The sequence below is a fragment of the Burkholderia sp. lig30 genome (assembly GCF_000687455.2).
In the GTDB taxonomy this organism is placed as follows: Bacteria; Pseudomonadota; Gammaproteobacteria; order Burkholderiales; family Burkholderiaceae; genus Burkholderia.
Genome location: NZ_JGVW01000067.1, coordinates 1 through 17,897, shown reverse-complemented (window position 1 = coordinate 17,897; position 17,897 = coordinate 1). Strand labels below are relative to the sequence as shown.

The following is a 17,897-nucleotide window of genomic DNA, read 5'->3' as shown; positions in this document are numbered from 1 at the left end:
CCCATGAAGCGTTTTTCGATGCTGCTTGCGGCAGGCGTTGCCGCGTCCGTACTGTTTGCCGCGTGCGGCACGGTGCCGAAGCAAACCCCGGCGCCGAAGCAAACCCCGGCGCCGAAGCAAACCCCGGCGCAGGTCGCGGCGAACGTCTGCCCGCTGCTGACCGCCGAACTCGACACGCTGTCGGCGGCCGGCCTGTTTACCGGCGGCGCAGCGGACACGCTGAACAAGAAGATCACGCCGGCCGTCGACGCCGTGTGCGCGAAGGGCGCGACCGTGACGCAGGTCAACGTGCAGTCGATCTCGAGCGCAGCCGTGCCGCTGCTGGCCTCGATCGTGAAGGTATCGAGCCTGCCGGCCGACCAGAAGGTGACCGTGATCATCGCGATCGGCACGGTCAAGGGCCTGATCGACACGGCATTCCCGGCGGCAACCGCGACGGCCGCCACGACTGCGCCGGCGTCGGCGCCGCTGGCCGGGAGCGCATTCCAGTGAAGCCGATCCGCGTCGCACTGAGCGGCTCGGGCTTTCGCCTCGGCGCGCACCTGGGCGCGCTGCAGGCGAGCGTCGATGCCGGCCTCGAAATCGTCGAGCTGGCCGGCACGTCCGGCGGTTCGATCGTCGCCAGCCTGTTCGCAAGCGGCATGTCGCTCGCCGACATGCGCCGGCTGTGCATGGAGATGGACTGGTCGCGGATGATGCGCTTCTCGCCGTGGCCCGTGCTGCGCCACCAGGCGCTTTGCGCGGGCGACGAGCTGCTGGCGTTCCTGACGGACGCCACGGGCGGCAAGACGTTCGCGCAGCTCGGCGTCGACCTGAAGGTCGTCGCGTCGAACCTGCTGACCGAGCGCGAGTTTCAGTTTTCGCGCGCGGCGACGCCCGACGTGCCGGTCGCGCTGGCCGCGCGAGCGAGCGCGTCCATCCCGATCGTGTTTGCGCCGGTCGCTGCGGCCGGCGGCCTGATGGTCGACGGCGGCACGACGGACAACATCCCGGTGAGCGACCTGACGGTCGACGCGGCGCCGCGCGTCGGGATCTTCCTGCGATCGGACGACGCGCCGCTCGCGCCGCGGATCATCGACCTGATGCTGTCCTCGAATGAGGAGGCGCGTATGGCGCTCGACGGCGGGAGCGGCGCGACCATCATCAGCGTGCCGACCGGCTACGCCAGTTCGTTCGACCGGGACATGCCGTCCGCGACGCGGCAGCGCCTGTATGATGACGGGTATGTGGAGACGGCCGCAGCTATTCAGGAACTGCGGGGCTGTACGTGCGCGGCGCGGTCGGCTACAGTGGGCTGCTAGTAAGGTAGCGCGCGGATGATGGGCTAGGGTTTTAATTCAAGAACCGTTGTTCTTGTGCGGAGCAAAGTGTTTCCCGCAATTCGACCAAGTTTAATACCGGGTCTTTCGATTGCGTAGTAAGTGATATACGACAAAAATATAACAACAAATATATATTTCGCAAAGTGTCCATAAACTGAGATGTGAAATACCTGGCTTCCGTAGTCAAGGAATAGGCCATGGGTGAGATACATTGAGTACGATATTCGTCCAATCGATACAAGTGCACCTATGACCGGTAGCTTGCTGTTGCATAAGTAAGCAATTATCAGACCGCATCCGCAAATGGCAGCAATAAAGACCTGAAGATGCCACGCTTCGATAGGTGATGGCTCGAAGAAGAATAGGATAACGATACCTGCTAGGCTTAAGGCCGCCACACTCATCGCCCTATCTGTCACAAACTTCTTTATCATATTGCTACTTGAAGTATTTGACTTCATGAGTAACGAAAGCATCGCCCCTATGCCAAGGGCGCCTCCCCAGTAGATATATCTAAACAAGAAATTATTGCTTTTTTGCAATTCGGTCGGAAAAAAGAAAGAACACAGGCTGGTTGCAACAAGGGCGGCGGGTAGGATTGATAAAGCTCGCTTCTTCCCGAGTAGCAAAATTAGCAATGGTGTCGAGACATAAAACAGAAACTCAATTTGAAGCGTCCAAAGAACACCAACGCTATAGCCAAACCATGCGTTCGGCATCCCTAGCATGAGTGCTAGCCTCGGGATTGACTCAAGAAATTGATGTGTTTTGTCGGGCCACGCAATTGGTAGTGACAGAAAAATTACTGTTATCGATGCAATGAACAACGGGTAGACTCTGAACCATCTTCGAATAATAAATTGCATCATCCCAACAAGTGATGGGCGTGCCTCGCTAAGCAGTGATGCAATTAAAAATTCAGATAGCCCAAAAAAGACGCCGACTCCCACGCCGCCGCCTGGTAGCCACGGCGAATGGTAGTGGGAGATGATGACGGATAAAATCGCTATTGCTCTAATTTGATCAAGAGAATCTAATCTATTTCCACTTATTTTATTCATTTGTATAAAACGCTTCAGATTTAAAGTCGGCTACTTACCGCTACGATCATGCCGATGACACTAAGGTGCTAGGGCAGCACGTCGTCCATAGGTTGTCGATGCTGATACAGCACGCTGCTGCCAATCTCTTTGAACAACCGCTTCGTGCACGCTTCATCACGGAACGAGAATGCATGGATCCTACCGTCTATGATCGCGTTGTTCTGGAGGCAGTCGATCACGATGCAGTTGTCGTCTAGTAGACGCAGCTCTGCGTCGCTACCGCTCACCACCACGGTGGCGATTGTAGAGCAGGTCGATGTACTCGGCGATTCGGCGCCTGCCTGTTCGCGCGTCGCGTAGCGCCGATGGTGCCCGGCTATTCATCGCCGGTGCGCTCGCGTTGCCGGCGCAGCATGTTCCGCAGAAGAAAAAGGGGCCCCCGGGCCCGCCCGATGTCACCTTTGTCCGGGGCTTGCTCCGCGAGCTTTCGCCATTCCTCGATCTCGCGCAGCGCGCGCCGGAGCGTCACCACCTCAAGAATCAGGCGCTCAATATCCGGGTTGCCGCGGTATCGCTGCCAGAACTCGCGCAGTTCATCCAGGCGCGGAGCCTCGAATTCTGGCAGGGTGGCGCGCCATGGCCTTGCTTTGGGCAGCGGGTGCAGATTCCGGTCGCGCCGGGTCTCATCGAGGCGGTGAGCATCTGGCATCCCGTTCCCATACCAGTAGATCACCTCGTCATCGGTCAGCCAGGTGGCGGATAACACGGGCGTGCCCGAACGCTCGTCCGTGTACTGCCATCGGTATTCCCAGACGGGTTTCATGATGCGATGCTGGCGACGCGCTGTATGGATGTGCAGTATATATTTGCTGCATCGCGAGACGATCCGGCACCCGTTCGGGGCGAGAAACGGTCAGCGGTCGTGCTGCTGCCGGCCGACCGGGTGGCGGCGACGGCAGCTCGAAAGTCGGGGAAAACGACCGGAAATTTTTTGGAAGATGGTCTAGCAGCCCATTACAGGACAGGGCTTTCCGGTACGCCCATATTCCAATGAATGCGCCTAACGCATTGATTCATATGCAAAATGTCGCAGGATTGTGATTCCTGTTGTCGTGGGTTCGAGTCCCATCAGCCACCCCAAAGAATTCATAAGCAGATCAACGCTTTAGAAAATGGCACTGAATTTTTTTCAGTGCCGTTTTTGCTTTTGAATTCCCGTTTTGGGAATTACATCCCTTTGCGTTTCGCGATTTTCGTCCGGTCGTGCGCGCGCAGACGTCTCCGGATTGGCGTGAGGGTCCGGAACGCGCCGCGTTCGGCGTTATGTCGAGTGACGTAGCAGGCCCGCATATCGTGGAATGTAAAGCGGCACGCGATCACCTTCTTCTCGATCGCGTCGCTCATCCGCTTCGCCTCAATCGGCTTGAATCCCTGCGGCGTGAAGTGGGTTCCGTACCGGTTCGAGGACACGTATGGGCAGTCATCCTCCCGCGCCGCGCAGAGCCGGCTAATTGGCTCGGTGATCGCCGGCGTGATCTCGACGTGCTCTATCTTCTCGCCGCGCTGCTTTGCACGTTTCACCCGGATGATCTCGGTCTTCTCGTCGATCTGCGGCCACATCAAGTCGATGAAACCGACCTTGCGATTCCCGGCGGGCGCGGCATATTCCGCGGCCATGCCGATCACCGCGTGTTGACGACCGAGCGATGCGACCCAGGCAGCGAATGCCTGGAAGTCTTTCGGCTCCGGTTCGTCAGTGCGTGGCTGTTCCTCATTGCGTCGCAGCTCGCGGTAGGGGGGGCTCGACCTCCATCCGATTCTAGTCCGCTATCGACTCCAGCCTTGCCATCGCACCCTTCTCCAACCTACGCAAATGACGCGTCCCCTAGGCTGCCGGTTCCGGTTACGCGTCAAACCACCCGAATTTCGAGTTGCTTCCCCGGCGCGGCGAGTGCCTCTGCGATCGTGTCGATCTTCGTGGCGTGCCCGAGATTGACGATGCGATTCACGTCTTGCGGCCGTGTGTTGAGCCGCCGCGCCAGTTCCGAGGGCGTGACCTTCTGAGTCAACATCTCGTTGAGCAGCAGAATCTTCGCTGATGTGCTCGCGGGCAATGCAACAAGCGTCTCGTCATTCAAGGCCTTGGACGGCGCCGGAACCGGGCGCTTGTCGTTGAAATAGAAATCCATCGCGGTCAACAGCGCATCCGCCGCCATCTCTCGCGCTTCGTCAAGCGTGTCGCCCTGCGTGATCGCTTCCGGGATGTCCCGGAACGTCGCGACATACCCACCGTCTTCGGGCTCAAACCGGGCCGGATAGCGCAACATGGTAAAGCTCCCTTGCATGTGAGTTGGCCTCACTCCATTTGTCGATTATCGGCTTTCGGGCGGCGGCAATTGCCTTGCGCGTTCACCATGTCGCCAGCTCCTCAAATGTATCGCTCCGATGCCCAGCCAGCCCCCCGCAAAAAACAAAATCCCCTTGTCACGTACTCGCCGAATCCCTGCGCCAGCGCTTAGCGAACGCAGCGGGCGCCGGCCGGTGATGCCGCCAATCCCGAAGCCAGCGATCGCTCACTCGACGGTGATGCGTTCCCACTGCTGCCGCAGCTTTCGTACCGCCTCGTCGCGGTGGGTGTAGAACGTGTCGCTGGTCTCCGTTTGCATCGTCGTCAGTTGCTGAATCGCCGCGATCCACATCGAATAGTATTCCTTGATCATTGCCGATACGGTAGGCATTTGATCAACCGAAGCAAGTGATTTCTGGTACGAGTCCTGCGAGATCTGGATTGACTTCATTACGCAACTAACGGTCTCCTCGGATCTCGCCTTCACCTTCTGGGTGTCGTAAGGCGTATCCGACCTCGAAACCATTGCCATCGTTGCATTGATGGCGCACTGGTCATACGTCACCCTGGTCATCCTGTGGAATTCGTCCATGGCGTACGTCGTGATGCAAAATGCGCGCGTTGAGGCCAGCAATAACGTGGTAATTACGAAAATCTTCTTCATTTTATAAACTTCATCCCTTTCGGGAATTGGGTCGTGCAGTGGTTAATTATTATATTCATGCGCGGCACACAGCGGAGCCGGGTGCGGCAATCCGGCTCCGTCAAACGATTGACTGATTCCATCGAGTGCGCCGTCGTTCCCGGTTCTGATTCTGCATATGCACAAATGTTATGGCCGGGAGCGGCGAACGCAAGCGTGACGGGCGAAGCCAGAACGACACTGTTGCAGTGCAAGCCGGGGGATCTTGCGATCGTGACGAAGCGCGGAGTAGCGGAGCGGATCGGGCTGGCGAGCGCGTCGTCGAGCGTTGCTGTCACGGGAACGTGACGGAGGCGTCGCGCCTCAGTGGCTGCGCATCGTCGCCCGGGGCAGGGGCGTCAGACGGGGGGGGGCTGACGGTGCGCGTTGCATGTCAGCCGCCAGCCATTCGATTGGGGATGAAAACGACGGCGTGACTCGCCCGGTTTCTTTCACAATGCCGGATCGAAATCCTGATGTTCGTCCGCCGGGGGAAGATCGAGGACCAGCTTCACTGCGGTCGTGTCGGCCTTGAGCGAGAACACGCGCCCGATGACGAAAAACGTCTGGTGCCCTTCCAGGTGCTCGAGTTCGACGAAGTCGCCCGGTTGCGGGAGATGCGCTGCTTCTCCGTAGGTCAAGCTGTCGTGCGCCCGATCGCCGATTGCTTCCGCGGCCTGTTCGGTGAATTCGAGGGTGATCGTCGTGGTCATGTGAACCCTGTGATGTGTGGGGTGAAGAACTCCGAGGCGCCGATTTTCGCACAGCAGCGCTTCGCCTCTTTTGACGGCTGGCCGGCCGCTCCCGGCGACGAAGCGGCACGTGTTGCTGGCCGTGCCGCCGGGTCGCGCCACGCGCGCGTTATTTGTTCTCCGGCAGGAACCAGTTCATCACCACCGCACAGATGCCGCCCGTCGCGACACCCGATTCCAGCACGTTCTTCAGCGCATGCGGCAGGCTGTTCAGGATCTCCGGCACCTGGGACACGCCAAGACCCAGCGCCAGCGAGACAGCGATGATCAGCAGCGCGCGGCGGTCCAGCCGGATGCCGGCGAGGATGTTGATGCCGGACGCGGCCACCGCGCCGAACATCACCATGGCGGCGCCGCCCAGCACCGGCTCGGGCACGGCTTGCAGGACGCCGGCGACAGCGGGGAACAGGCCCAGCAGCACGAGCATGCCCGCGATCCAGATGCCGACATGGCGGCTGGCGATGCCGGTGAGCTGGATCACGCCGTTGTTCTGCGCAAAGACGGAGCTGGGGAAGGTATTGAAGACGCCCGCCAGCAGCGAGTTGACGCCGTTGACCAGCACCCCGCCCTTGATGCGCCGCATCCATACCGGGCCCTCGACGGGTTGCCTGGAGATCTTGCTGGTGGCGGTTACATCGCCGATGGCTTCCAGCGAGGTGACCAGATAGATGATCAGCATCGGCACGAAGAGCGACCACGAGAAGCCGATGCCGAATCGCAGCGGCGTCGGGATCTGGAACAGCGCGGCTTCGCGTGCGCCGGTGAAGTCGAGGCGGCCCATGGCGGCGGCCGCGAGATAGCCGATCGCCAGCGCGATGACCAGCGCGGTGCTGCGCACCCAGACGACCGGCACCCGGTTGAGCACGATGATGGTGCCGAGGACCAGGCCGGAGAGGATCAGGTTGTCGACGCTGGCGAAGGTGCCCTTGGCGATGGCGCCGTAGCCGCCGCCCATGCTGACGAGCCCGACCTTGATCAGGGTGAGGCCGATGAGCAGGACCACGATGCCGGTGACCAGCGGGGTGATGAGGCGCTTGATGAACGGCAGAATGCGGGAGACGGACATCTCGACGAACGAGCCTGCGATGACGACGCCGAAGATGGCGGCCATCACGGTTTCGACCGGGGTGCCTTGCTTGACCATCAGGCTGCCGCCGGCGATCAGCGGGCCGACGAAGTTGAAGCTGGTGCCCTGGACGATGAGCAGGCCGGCGCCCAGCGGGCCGATGCGTTTGCACTGGAGGAACGTGGCGATGCCGGAGATCACCAGCGACATCGACACGATCAGCGTGGTGTCGCGGCTCGACACATTCAGCGCCTGGCAAATCAGCAGGCCGGGCGTGACGATGGGCACCGGGATGGCCAGAAGGTGCTGCAGCGCGGCGACGAAGGCGACCGTCGGGGCGGGGCGGTCGTCGGGCCCATAGACCAGGTCGTGCGCGGGGTCGGCATCGTCGGCGCCGTGGAAAGCGGGTTTGGTGGGGGACGCGGGTTGCATGGCGGAAGGGCCGGTCAAGATGGAAAGTGCGGGATTTTAGCGGGAAGCCCGGTCCGGCACCCGGCCAGTTCGCCGGATGGGTGGCTTGAACGACCCGGCCATGGCGGGTAAAGCATGTCGCAATCGATAAATGATGCTTTCCGAAGCGATGCGCGGCGGGATGTGGTCCGGCATGCGAAATTTTTATGTCGAGCTTCGTTTTCGAGTGCCTCGATTGATGCAGGTCAATATTTATTCGAAGTCGCGTTCGGGCGACTACGGGCGCCTCAAGTTGTCGGTGTGCTTGCCGTTAACAGCGTTACGTCTGTCCGAATGTGTCTCAACGTGTGTTGCAGGCGACGTCAGATGAGTCGCATGCCGTATCGATTCGAATTGCGATGCTCACGATGTCTGTCCGCGATGACGGCGCGGCGATTCGCTGCGTCAACCTGACGCAATGTTTCCCGGCAGTAATGTGAGCCTGCCTTGACGGATTCGGCAGACGTGAGGAAAGGGGTGCGATACGCTTCCTTCCGCGTTTAATGAAGTACATTGAATACCTTTTTTATACGAGGTCAGTCGTGCATCGCAGAGCCGTCGTCCGTTCGATCCTGTTGCTGTTTTGCGCTTTATGCGCGGGCGCCGCGTTCGCTTCCGCGAGCCAGGCGCCGATGTCTTCGTCAATGGACGAGAAGATGCATGCCTGCACGACGTGCCACGGCACGCAGGGAGAGGGGCGCGACAACGACTACTTTCCGCGCATCGCGGGCAAGCCGGCGGATTACCTGTTCAACCAGCTGACCGCGTTCCGCGACGGCGGTCGCACGTATCCGCCGATGGGTTATCTGCTGGCATTCCTGCCCGACGACTACTTGCGCAAGATCAGCCAGTACTTCGCCGATCGGCAGCCGCCTTTCCCGAATGCCGATGCCAATCCGCTGCCGCAGGCCACGCTCGACTTCGGCCAGCAACTCGTGATGCGAGGCGATCCGTCTCGCAAGATTCCCGCTTGCGCGGCGTGTCACGGCGAGCGGCTGACCGGGCAGCAGCCCGGCATACCCGGCCTGCTCGGCCTGCATGCGAGCTACATCGCCGGGCAGATGGGCACCTGGCGCTCGGGCACGCGTCACGCGGTTGCCCCGGACTGCATGCACTCGATTGCCGTCAAGCTGAACGACAAGGACATCACCGCGGTGTCGAGCTGGCTCGCGCGTCAGCCGCGCCCCGCTGACCCGCGGCCTGTGCCTCGACTGCCCGGCAAGCTGCCGCTCGTATGCGGGAGTCAACCGGAATGAAAACCTTCAGCACCCTCAGCGTCGGGAGTCACATGCAGCGCGCTGCACACCTTACCCACCGCGCGGCAAAGCCGATCGTCGCGCTCGCCGTGCTCACGCTCGCAGCGATCCTGCCGACATCGCCGTTCGTCAGCGCCGCGCAGGCGGCCGAAGCGTCCGCGGTGGCGGCCAATGCACGCCCCGAAGTCGTCGTTCGCGGCGAATATCTCGCACGTGCCGGCGACTGCATCGCCTGCCACACCGCGCCGCGCGGCAAGACGTTCGCCGGCGGCCTCGCGATGGAGACGCCGTTCGGCACGCTGTATTCGCCGAACATCACGCCGGACAGCAAGTACGGCATCGGCAAGTGGACCGCCGACCAGTTCTACGCAATGATGCATACGGGCAAGAGCCCGGATGGCAAGCTGATCTATCCGGCGATGCCGATCGCGCAATACACGAAGGTCACGCGCCAGGATTCCGACGCGATCTTCGCGTATCTGAAGTCGGTGCCGGCCGTGCATCAGGCCAACCGCAAGCATGACATGCGCTTTCCGTTCAATCAGCGCGAGCTGTTGATCGGCTGGCGCACGCTGTATTTCAGCGAGGGCGAGTTCCAGCCGAACACCAAGCGGTCGGCCGAATGGAACCGCGGCGCCTACCTGGTCGAAGGGCTCGGCCACTGCACGATGTGCCACACCAAGATCAACATGCTGGGCGGCTCGTCGAAGGACGAGCAGTTCGCGGGCGGCCTGATTCCGGTGCAGAACTGGTATGCGCCGTCGCTGACCTCCGACAAGGACGGCGGTCTTGGCGACTGGAGCACGAAGGACATCGTCGACCTGCTGCAGGCGGGCATTTCGGATCGTGGCGCCGTCTATGGCCCGATGGCCGAGGTGACGTATCACAGCCTCCAGTACATGACCGATGACGACGCGAAGGCGATGGCCGTCTATCTGAAGACGCTGCCCGACAACGATCCGGGCCGCAAGGCCGGGCCGCCCGCGAAGGTCGAGCCGGCGGTGGCGGCAAACGGCAAGCGCATCTACATGGCGAAATGTTCGGCGTGCCACGGCGACAACGGGGAAGGCAAGCAGCAGCACTATCCGCCGCTCGCGGGCAACCAGTCGATCGAAATGGATTCCGCCGTCAATCCGATCCGCATCGTGCTCAATGGCGGTTTCTCGCCGGGCACGCGCCGCAATCCCGAGCCTTACGGCATGCCGCCGTTCGCGCAGGAACTGAGCGATGCGGATGCGGCCGCCGTCGTCACGTATATCCGCACGGCATGGGGCAATCACGGCCAGCCGGTGACCGCAGCACAGGTCAACGAGCTGCGCAAGGCCCCGCAGCGCTAGACACGATTTACCCGTTCAAACCCTGTTCCCGGAGAACGAGCAGATGGAACTTAACGACCACTCCGGCGGTGCTTCAGCTTCGGACGACGAAGTGGGGCGCATCGTCGCGGAAGGACCGCGCGGTGCAATCGCCGTCGCGAGCGTGGCCACCGTGATCGTCATGGCGATCTGGATTGGCTTCTATTTCCTCGTGTTTTTGCCGCGAGGCACGATTTACTGAATATGTCGACCCAACCTTCCCATTCCCCGAACGGCGGTCATGCCGTTTCCGAGCGCGCGGAAAAAAACTGGGCGTATTTCGCTGTCGCGCTCATCGTCTTCATGCTGGCCGTCATCGTCTATGTGGGGCTGCACTGGGCGATGATGCCGCCGTCGCGGGTCGAGACCATCGACCCGTCGCGCCTGCAGCTATCCGGCGAATTCGTCGAGAGCAACCTCGGCAGCGGGGTCGAGCCGGACGGCAGCGTCATCGTGCGCTTCGTCGCGCAGCAGTATTCGTTCACGCCGCAGTGCCTGGTGGTGCCGGCGGATACGCCGGTGACGTTCCGCACGACCAGCGCCGATGTCGTTCACGGCCTGCTGATCGCGGACACCAACGTCAACACGATGGTCGTGCCGGGCTATGTCGCGACGTTTTCGACGGTGTTCAACAAACCGGCCGAGCACCTGATGCCCTGTCACGAATACTGCGGCTTCGGTCACCAGACGATGTGGGCGCACGTGAAGGTAGTCGACAAGGCCACCTTCTTCGCGCAGGCAAAACAAAACCGGAGGTTGAGCTGTGTTTCACGCTAAGCGACTCGTACTCGCGCATTTCTGGCTGGCGTTCATCACCTTCGCCATCGCGCTGCTGCTCGGCGCGTGGCAAATGGTGGTGCGCAGCCCGCTGCATCAGTGGATCGGCGACCCCGAACTGTACTATCGCTCGGTGACCGCACACGGCACCGTGATGGCCTATGTGCTGCCGACACTCGTTGCGATGGGCTTCGGCTACGCGATTGTCGAGCTGGCATTGCAGCAGCGCCTCATCGGCCTCAAGTGGGCATGGGCCGCGTTCATCATGCTGGCCGTCGGCGCGGTGACGGCGATGGTGCCGGTTTCGATGGGCCAGGCCTCGGTGCTCTTTACGTTCTATCCGCCGATGATCGCCAGCCCGCTCTATTACATCGGCGTCGTGCTCGTCGTCGTGGGATCGTGGATCTGGGTCGCGTTGATGCACGTGAATCTGCGCGCATGGAAGCGTGCCAACCCCGGCAAGCCGGTGCCGCTCGCGATGTACGCGAACGTGGCGGGCGCCTATCTGTGGGCATGGACCGCCATCGGCGCGGCGCTGGAAATCCTCTTCCAGATCCTGCCCGTCGCGCTCGGCCTGAAGTCCACGATCGACGCCGGTCTCGCCCGCGTGCTGTTCTCGTGGACGCTGCACGCGATCGTGTATTTCTGGCTGATCCCCGCGTACATCGCGTACTACACGCTGGTGCCGCGCGCGATCGGCGGACGCCTGTACAGCGATGCGATGGCGCGCGTGTCGTTCATCCTGTTCCTCGTGTTCGCGATGCCGATCGGCATTCACCATTTGTATGCCGATCCGCAGGTCGGCGCGGGCTTCAAGTTCCTGCACGCGGTGTTTACGGGCATGGTGTCGGTCCCGACGCTGCTCACGGTGTTCACGATCTGCGCGTCGGTCGAGATCGCGGGGCGCCTGCGCGGCGGCAAGGGAGCGTTCGGCTGGCTGAAGGCACTGCCGTGGGACAACCCGATGATGCTGGTCATTGCGTTCTCGTTCATCATGCTGGGGCTGGGCGGCGCCGGCGGCCTCATCAACATGAGCTACCAGTTGAACGAGACGGTGCACAACACGCAGTGGGTCACGGGACACTTCCACCTGATCTTCGGTGGTGCGATCGTCATCATGTATTTCGCGATCGCGTATGAGCTGTGGCCTCAGCTGACGGGCCGCGCGCTCGGTTCGCTGCGCCTGATCCGCACCCAGCTGTGGTTGTGGTTCATCGGCATGATGGTCGTGACGCTGCCGTGGCACTACGTCGGCCTGCTCGGCGCGCCGCGCCGGATGGCTTATTACGATTACAGCGACCCGGCGATCGCGCCGCAGGCGATCTGGGTGACGGTCTCCGCAATTGGCGGCCTGATTCTCGTGGTTTCTGGCCTGCTGTTCATCTATATCCTCGTGAAGGGGCAGTTCGGTCGAGTCGAGCAACCGCGTCCGTTCACCTTCAGCGCGCCGGCGCAGCCCGTCGATCGCGTGCCGGCCGCACTCAATACCTTCGGCCTGTGGGTTGCGCTGATGATCGGCCTGACGATCGTGAACTACAGCGTGCCGATCGGGCAGTTGCTGCGCCTCCAGCAAACCTCGGTGCCCGCAGTGGCGGTGGGAGCACGTTGATGAGCCAGGAACGCGTATTCACGTTGAGCAACCGGTGGTTCACGACCAGTGTCGCCGGTGTCGTCGCGGTGGCCGCGGTGTCGATCCTGATCGGCTTCGTCTGGCTTCCGTCCCAGCATCCGGACTTCACGCAGCGCGGGCTGTGGGCGGCAATTTGCAGTGCGGCGGGCGCGCCGTCGTCGTGGTACTCGGGAAGCTCGAACGTCGCGGGCCCCGCGCCGAGCGAGGTTGTCGTGCTGCCGCCGCTGCGCCGTGCGGATCCCGATGTCGTGTCGACGGGGCGCGGCGCGACGCTCGCGCAGAACTGCTCGATGTGCCACGGCGTGGAAAGCGCCGTTCAGGTGACCGCGCCGGTGCTCGCCGGGCAGCATGCGGACGTCGTGTACAAGCAGTTGCGCGACTTCCAGAGCGGTGCGCGCGGGAACGCGATCATGCAGCCGATCGTCAGCAGTCTCGGCGATCGTGACCTGCACGATCTCGCGAACTACTACTCGACGCTGTCGCGGCCGGTGTCCGTCGCAACGGCGTTCGACGGCGACGCGAATATCCGGAAGCTCGTCAACCAAGGCTCGCCGATGCGCAATATGGCGCCTTGCGCGGCGTGTCACGGCGAGCGGGACCGCAAGGGCGCCGCTCCGTGGCTGGGCGGTCAGTCGGCGGTGTATCTGGGCACGCAACTGCGCGCATTCGCCAGCGGAGAGCGTCGCAACGACATCAACGAACAGATGCGCAACGTCGCGCGCCACATGACGCCTGAGGAAATCGACGGCGTCGCGAAGTACTACGCCGCGCAACCGTAATAACGGGACGGGATGGGCCGGCGCGGCAAGCGGGCGATTCGCTCGCTTGCCGCGCCGGCCCGTTTTTCGTGTTGCGTAGGGATGTTCAGGTAAAAAAGACCCGGTCGCCCTTGATCGGGGCGGCCTGGTTCAAGCTAAAGACAAATTTACGACTGGACGACAGCGACGGGATTCGGGGATGACTACTGTCGTCAGCGCAGAATTTGGGCTACCGAGCGCTGGAACGGTAGAGTAGAAATACCCGGTCGAACGCGATGTGGCGCGGCGCGGCGCAGGGCGCCGATTATCGGGGCGGGAAGATAGTAACGGGGTACCCGGCCAACAGCTCGCCGTCCTCGAAGATGCGGATCTCGTGAGCCGGACTGTGAACATCGAGTGTGTGCTCGTGATCGGGCACGCTGTAATAGTTGCCGCCGACAGAGACCAGACTTTCACGCAACCCGGCTTACGCCGCCAGACTCTGAAGCGAGATCGAGGCGCTCCCGGCGGCGCTCCAATATGCCGCCACCCGGCCCACCACCTGAGCAACGACCGCGCGCGGCGCGACGATTAACTGGCGGGCCAGCCATCCTATCTGCAAGGCCTGCGTACATCCGCAACAAATTTAGCCTGGCTTCACCCGTGGATGCTTCGCCGCCGATTCCTGGTGCGGGGGATCGGCGCGCTTGGTCGCCTGCACGATCGAGCGTGTGATCAGGAGGCCGAAGTGCACGCGTCGTTGGTGTCGTCGGACCAATGTCAGGATTTGTCAGCTTTTCGCGCAGGCGGCTCGCTAACATCGGCACCCGTACAAATGCAACCAGTGCCGCCGTCCAATGCGCCATTCCATTATCCGTTTCCCGGTCGCGCGCCGCGCGTGCCGGTTCGCTGGCCTATGGCTGACCGCCCTGGCCGCCACCCCGGTGCTGGCACAGATGCCGCCCGACGCCGGCGCGCTGCGCCAGCAGATCGAGCCGGAACTGCCGCCGGCGCTGCCGCGCCCGGTGGCGCCGGACCGCACCGCACCGCCACCGCCGATGCGCCCGCGCGCGGAGGCCACAGTCACGGTGAGCGCCTTCCGCTTCGCCGGCAACAAGCAGTTTAGCGACGCGCAGCTCGCGCCGGTGGTGGCCGGCTTTCTGAACCGGCCGCTGTCCTTCAGCGAACTGCAGGCGGCTGCCGCCGCGGTGGCCGAGGTCTACCGCGCGGCCGGCTGGGTAGTGCGGGTCTACCTGCCGGCGCAGGACGTGCGCGCGGGCATCATCACTATCCAGGTGGTGGAGGGCATGTTCGGCGGGGTGCGCATCGAGGGCAAGGGCCCGCAGCGGGTCAGCCGCGAGCGCATCGAGGCCGGCTTCGCCGCGCATCAGGCGGTGGGCGCGCCGCTGAACACCGCGGCGCTGGACCGCGCGCTGCTGCTGGCCAACGACCTGCCGGGCGTGTCGCTGGTGGGGCGCTTGCAGCCGGGCGCGCAAGAGCAGGAGACCGACCTCGCGCTGAACTTCGTCGAGACGCCGCTGGCGACGGGCAATATCGGGGTGGACAACCAGGGCGCGCGCTCGACCGGGGCGGCGCGGTTGGTGGCCAACGCAAGCGTCAACAGCCTGGCCGGCATCGGTGACCAGTTGCTGGCCAACGGGTTGCTGAGCCAGGGCTACCACTACCTGCGCCTGGGCTACACGGTGCCGGTGGGCTATGACGGCTGGCGCGTGGGCGTCAACGCCTCGCACCTGGACTACCGGCTGGTAACGGACGACTTCGAGGCGCTCAACGCGCGGGGCTACTCGAACACGGTGGGGCTGGAAGCGAGCTACCCGCTGGTGCGGGCGCGCCAGCGCAACCTCTACCTGGTGCTCAACTACGACCACAAGACCTACGACAACGAGGCGAGTGAGATCACCACCAGCCGCTACTTCGACGACACGCTGAGCGTGGGACTGAGCGGCAACCTGTTCGACGGCCTGGGCGGCGGCGGGGCCAACACGGCCAGCATGATGCTGACGGGTGGCAGCCTGAATCTGGGCCAGTCGCCCACGCAGCCGGCCGACGCCATGACGCTGCGCACGGCAGGGACGTTTCTCAAGATGCGCTACGCCATGTCGCGCCAGCAGGTGCTGACCGACGCGCTGTCGGCCGTGGCTACGCTGTCCGGCCAGGTGGCGAGCAAGAACCTGGACTCGTCGGAGAAGTTCTACCTGGGCGGGCCGGGCGGCGTGCGCGCCTACCCGATCGGCGAAGGCGGCGGCAGCGACGGCCAGTTGATCAATCTGGAGTTGCGCTGGCGGCTGCGCTACGGGGTGTCGCTGTCGGGCTTCTATGACTGGGGCCACGTCACCGTCAACCACGACAACAACTTCCCGGGTGCGTCGCCGCTCAACAGCTACCAGCTGCAGGGCGCGGGCCTTGGCGTGCAATGGCAGCCCGGGCGCGGGGTGAACCTGGGCGTGACCTGGGCGCACCGCATCGGCGCCAACCCGAACGCCACGGCATTCGGCAAGGACCAGGACGGCTCGCATATCAGCAACCGCGTCTGGCTGACTGGCAGCCTGTCGTTCTAAGTTTGCAGGAATCCGTTTATGAACAAGATCTATCGCCTGATCTGGAGCGAACTCACGCGTGCCTGGGTGGTTGTGGCCGAGACCGCACGTGGCCGGGGCAAGGGTGGCCGCAGTGCGGTCGCACGCACGGGCGCATTGAATGTGTTGCGCCATCGCTTTGTCGTCAAACCGCTGGTCCTGGCACTCGCGGGTACCCTGCCGGCCCATGCTGTGCCGCCCTTGCCGAACCAACTGCCCACGGGCGGACAGGTGGCCGCCGGGCAGGCCGCCATCAGCAGCAGCGGCAACACCATGAACGTCAAGCAGACCTCGCCGAACGCGGTGGTCAACTGGCAGAACTTCAACGTCGGCAGTGCGGCCACGGTCAACTTCCAGCAGCCCTCGGCCAGCGCGGCCATCCTCAACCGCGTGCTGGACGGCAACCCCAGCCAGATCTACGGCCACATCAACGCACCGGGGCAGGTGTTCTTCGTCAACCCGGCGGGCATGTACTTCGGGCCCACGGCCAGCGTCAACGTCGGCAGCCTGGTGGCGACCACGCACGGCATCAGCGATGCCGACTTCATGGCCGGCAACTACAGCTTCGCGCGCAACGGCGCCACGGGTAGCATCGTCAACGACGGGCAGATCCAGGCCGCGCTGGGCGGCTACGTCGCGCTGCTGGCGCCGGAGGTGCGCAACAACGGCGTGGTGGTCGCGCAGCTCGGCACCGTGGCGCTGGCGGCGGGCGAGACCTACCAGTTGCAGTTCAGCGGCAGCCACACGCTGGCCAATATCCAGGTGACGCCCGCCACCATCGCGGCGCTGGTCGCCAACGGCAACGCGGTGCGTGCGCCGGGAGGGCTGATCATCCTGTCGGCGCAGGCGGCCGACCGTCTGCAGGGCGGCGTGGTGCAGAACAGCGGGACGCTGGAAGCCACCGGCCTGACCAGTGATGGCGGCACGGTGCGCTTGCTGGCCAGCGACACAGTCCAGCAGAGCGGCACCATCAACGCCGACGCCGCCGCGCAGAGCGCGGGCAAGGGCGGCACGGTGAGCGTGATCGCCGACCTGGGTAACGCCGGCAGCCTGACCACGGTGGACGGCACCATCAGTGCGCGCGGGGGGGACCTGGGCGGGGATGGGGGCTTCGTGGAGACATCGGGGTCGCAGGTGAAGATTGCGGACAGCGCAATGGTGGACACGCGCGCGCCGCAGGGGCGGACCGGGAACTGGCTGATCGATCCGAACAACTACACCATTGCTGCGTCGGGCGGCGACATCACCGGTGCGGCGCTGAGCGCGCAGCTCGCCAGCAGCAATGTCACGATCAGTTCCAGCGACGGCGCGACGGCGGGGACCAGTACCACCGACAACGGCAGCATCAACGTGAACGATGCCGTGACGTGGGACGTGAACACGCTGACGCTGAACGCGCAGAACAACATCAACTTCAACGCCGTGGCCAGCGTGAGCGGACAGGGCTCGCTGGTGATGAACACCGCTACCGGGACCCAGGCCAACTCTGTGCTTACCGGTACCGTGCGCATGGGCGTCGGCCTGGATGCCAGCGGCTTCAAGGGACGCGTCGATTTCAATTCGAGCGGCAGCCTGACCATCAACGGCAATACCTACACGCAAATCACGTCGCAGGCGGACCTGCAAAATCTGTCATTGAACGGCTACTACTACCTGGGCAGCGACGTGGCGCTGACCAGCGCCTTCACGCCGATCGGGATGTTTGGCACGAATGTCGGGGCCTTCGCCGGCGTGTTCGATGGCCTGGGGCACCAGATTACCGGGCTCGAAATCAACCTGCCGTGGACCGTCAACGTGGGGCTGTTCTCGCAGACCAGCGGTGCGATCCGCAATGTCGGCGTGGTGCTGGGTGCGGCGGGCGTGACCGGGGAGGGGCGTGTGGG

17 protein-coding genes and 1 pseudogene are annotated in these 17,897 nt (G+C 63.3%); 10 read left to right on the top strand and 8 right to left on the bottom strand.

What is annotated here, in order from left to right:
* Window positions 1–3 precede the first annotated feature (3 nt).
* Window positions 4–492: a hypothetical protein gene (locus LIG30_RS09270; RefSeq protein WP_038711524.1), complete on the top strand. Its 489-nt coding sequence runs from the start codon at window positions 4–6 to the stop codon at window positions 490–492.
* Window positions 489–1,301, top strand: a complete 813-nt coding sequence (locus LIG30_RS27525; RefSeq protein ID WP_051994940.1) for a patatin-like phospholipase family protein — start codon at window positions 489–491, stop codon at window positions 1,299–1,301. The genes LIG30_RS09270 and LIG30_RS27525 overlap by 4 nt, the downstream gene beginning before the upstream one ends.
* A 23-nt stretch (window positions 1,302–1,324) precedes the next feature.
* Here the strand turns inward: LIG30_RS27525 and LIG30_RS25210 are convergent, their stop codons facing one another.
* The 7 genes from LIG30_RS25210 to LIG30_RS09230 all read right to left on the bottom strand — a co-directional run bounded on the left by LIG30_RS25210 (window position 1,325) and on the right by LIG30_RS09230 (window position 7,644).
* Window positions 1,325–2,383: an acyltransferase family protein gene (locus LIG30_RS25210; RefSeq protein WP_083493971.1), complete on the bottom strand. Its 1,059-nt coding sequence runs from the start codon at window positions 2,381–2,383 to the stop codon at window positions 1,325–1,327.
* 358 nt (window positions 2,384–2,741) lie between these two features.
* Window positions 2,742–3,188: a hypothetical protein gene (locus LIG30_RS09255; protein WP_051994939.1), complete on the bottom strand. Its 447-nt coding sequence runs from the start codon at window positions 3,186–3,188 to the stop codon at window positions 2,742–2,744.
* A 404-nt stretch (window positions 3,189–3,592) separates the two neighbouring features.
* Entirely contained in the window at window positions 3,593–4,042 is a 450-nt protein-coding gene (locus LIG30_RS09250; RefSeq protein ID WP_152986049.1) for a site-specific integrase, read from the bottom strand.
* Window positions 4,043–4,275: 233 nt separating this feature from the next.
* Complete coding sequence (locus LIG30_RS09245) at window positions 4,276–4,692, bottom strand: type II toxin-antitoxin system HicB family antitoxin (RefSeq protein ID WP_038711615.1); 417 nt, start codon at window positions 4,690–4,692, stop codon at window positions 4,276–4,278.
* Window positions 4,693–4,938: 246 nt separating this feature from the next.
* Window positions 4,939–5,376 carry a hypothetical protein gene (locus LIG30_RS09240; RefSeq protein WP_038711521.1) on the bottom strand — a complete coding sequence of 146 codons (438 nt, stop codon included), beginning with the start codon at window positions 5,374–5,376 and terminating at the stop codon, window positions 4,939–4,941.
* Between the two features lie 470 nt (window positions 5,377–5,846).
* Complete coding sequence (locus tag LIG30_RS09235) at window positions 5,847–6,107, bottom strand: hypothetical protein (RefSeq protein WP_038711520.1); 261 nt, start codon at window positions 6,105–6,107, stop codon at window positions 5,847–5,849.
* Between the two features lie 148 nt (window positions 6,108–6,255).
* Window positions 6,256–7,644 carry a uracil-xanthine permease family protein gene (locus LIG30_RS09230; protein ID WP_038711518.1) on the bottom strand — a complete coding sequence of 463 codons (1,389 nt, stop codon included), beginning with the start codon at window positions 7,642–7,644 and terminating at the stop codon, window positions 6,256–6,258.
* Window positions 7,645–8,204: 560 nt separating this feature from the next.
* Here LIG30_RS09230 and LIG30_RS09225 point away from each other — a divergent pair.
* Genes LIG30_RS09225 through LIG30_RS09205 form a run of 6 tightly spaced genes read left to right on the top strand, consistent with a single transcriptional unit; the run spans window position 8,205 to window position 13,459 of the window.
* The gene (locus tag LIG30_RS09225) at window positions 8,205–8,918 is read left to right on the top strand and encodes a c-type cytochrome (protein WP_038711517.1); all 714 of its coding nucleotides are present in this window, start codon (window positions 8,205–8,207) and stop codon (window positions 8,916–8,918) included.
* 32 nt (window positions 8,919–8,950) lie between these two features.
* On the top strand, window positions 8,951–10,255 hold the full coding sequence (locus tag LIG30_RS09220; protein WP_442856847.1) for a c-type cytochrome: 1,305 nt from the start codon (window positions 8,951–8,953) through the stop codon (window positions 10,253–10,255).
* Window positions 10,256–10,298: 43 nt separating this feature from the next.
* Window positions 10,299–10,475, top strand: coding sequence for a hypothetical protein (locus LIG30_RS26985; RefSeq protein WP_200929661.1), 177 nt, complete (start codon window positions 10,299–10,301; stop codon window positions 10,473–10,475).
* 2 nt (window positions 10,476–10,477) lie between these two features.
* Entirely contained in the window at window positions 10,478–11,050 is a 573-nt protein-coding gene (locus tag LIG30_RS09215; protein ID WP_038711514.1) for a cytochrome c oxidase subunit II, read from the top strand.
* Window positions 11,037–12,659, top strand: a complete 1,623-nt coding sequence (locus LIG30_RS09210) for a b(o/a)3-type cytochrome-c oxidase subunit 1 (RefSeq protein ID WP_038711513.1) — start codon at window positions 11,037–11,039, stop codon at window positions 12,657–12,659. Before LIG30_RS09215 ends, LIG30_RS09210 begins: the two co-directional genes overlap by 14 nt.
* On the top strand, window positions 12,659–13,459 hold the full coding sequence (locus LIG30_RS09205; RefSeq protein ID WP_038711510.1) for a c-type cytochrome: 801 nt from the start codon (window positions 12,659–12,661) through the stop codon (window positions 13,457–13,459). Before LIG30_RS09210 ends, LIG30_RS09205 begins: the two co-directional genes overlap by 1 nt.
* Window positions 13,460–13,763: 304 nt before the next feature.
* Here LIG30_RS09205 and LIG30_RS26155 read toward each other — a convergent pair.
* Window positions 13,764–13,892 (bottom strand): annotated as a pseudogene (locus LIG30_RS26155) (Mu transposase domain-containing protein); the annotation flags it as partial.
* A 382-nt stretch (window positions 13,893–14,274) separates the two neighbouring features.
* Between LIG30_RS26155 and LIG30_RS09200 the strand changes: the two are divergent.
* Both LIG30_RS09200 and LIG30_RS09195 read left to right on the top strand, forming a co-directional pair.
* Complete coding sequence (locus LIG30_RS09200) at window positions 14,275–15,996, top strand: ShlB/FhaC/HecB family hemolysin secretion/activation protein (protein ID WP_235510268.1); 1,722 nt, start codon at window positions 14,275–14,277, stop codon at window positions 15,994–15,996.
* Window positions 15,997–16,014: 18 nt separating this feature from the next.
* On the top strand, window positions 16,015–17,897 hold a 1,883-nt coding region (locus tag LIG30_RS09195; protein WP_038711508.1), incomplete at its 3' end, for a two-partner secretion domain-containing protein.

What these genes read in the sequence shown, in the direction of transcription:
- LIG30_RS09270 (WP_038711524.1), top strand. Translation starts at nt 4, where the DNA reads ATGAAGCGTTTTTCGATGCTGCTTGCGGCAGGCGTTGCCGCGTCCGTA.
- LIG30_RS25210 (WP_083493971.1), bottom strand. Translation starts at nt 2,383, where the DNA reads ATGAATAAAATAAGTGGAAATAGATTAGATTCTCTTGATCAAATTAGA.
- LIG30_RS09255 (WP_051994939.1), bottom strand. Translation starts at nt 3,188, where the DNA reads ATGAAACCCGTCTGGGAATACCGATGGCAGTACACGGACGAGCGTTCG.
- LIG30_RS09250 (WP_152986049.1), bottom strand. Translation starts at nt 4,042, where the DNA reads ATGGCCGCGGAATATGCCGCGCCCGCCGGGAATCGCAAGGTCGGTTTC.
- LIG30_RS09245 (WP_038711615.1), bottom strand. Translation starts at nt 4,692, where the DNA reads ATGTTGCGCTATCCGGCCCGGTTTGAGCCCGAAGACGGTGGGTATGTC.
- LIG30_RS09240 (WP_038711521.1), bottom strand. Translation starts at nt 5,376, where the DNA reads ATGAAGAAGATTTTCGTAATTACCACGTTATTGCTGGCCTCAACGCGC.
- LIG30_RS09235 (WP_038711520.1), bottom strand. Translation starts at nt 6,107, where the DNA reads ATGACCACGACGATCACCCTCGAATTCACCGAACAGGCCGCGGAAGCA.
- LIG30_RS09230 (WP_038711518.1), bottom strand. Translation starts at nt 7,644, where the DNA reads ATGCAACCCGCGTCCCCCACCAAACCCGCTTTCCACGGCGCCGACGAT.
- LIG30_RS09220 (WP_442856847.1), top strand. Translation starts at nt 8,951, where the DNA reads ATGCAGCGCGCTGCACACCTTACCCACCGCGCGGCAAAGCCGATCGTC.
- LIG30_RS26985 (WP_200929661.1), top strand. Translation starts at nt 10,299, where the DNA reads ATGGAACTTAACGACCACTCCGGCGGTGCTTCAGCTTCGGACGACGAA.
- LIG30_RS09215 (WP_038711514.1), top strand. Translation starts at nt 10,478, where the DNA reads ATGTCGACCCAACCTTCCCATTCCCCGAACGGCGGTCATGCCGTTTCC.
- LIG30_RS09205 (WP_038711510.1), top strand. Translation starts at nt 12,659, where the DNA reads ATGAGCCAGGAACGCGTATTCACGTTGAGCAACCGGTGGTTCACGACC.
- LIG30_RS09200 (WP_235510268.1), top strand. Translation starts at nt 14,275, where the DNA reads ATGCGCCATTCCATTATCCGTTTCCCGGTCGCGCGCCGCGCGTGCCGG.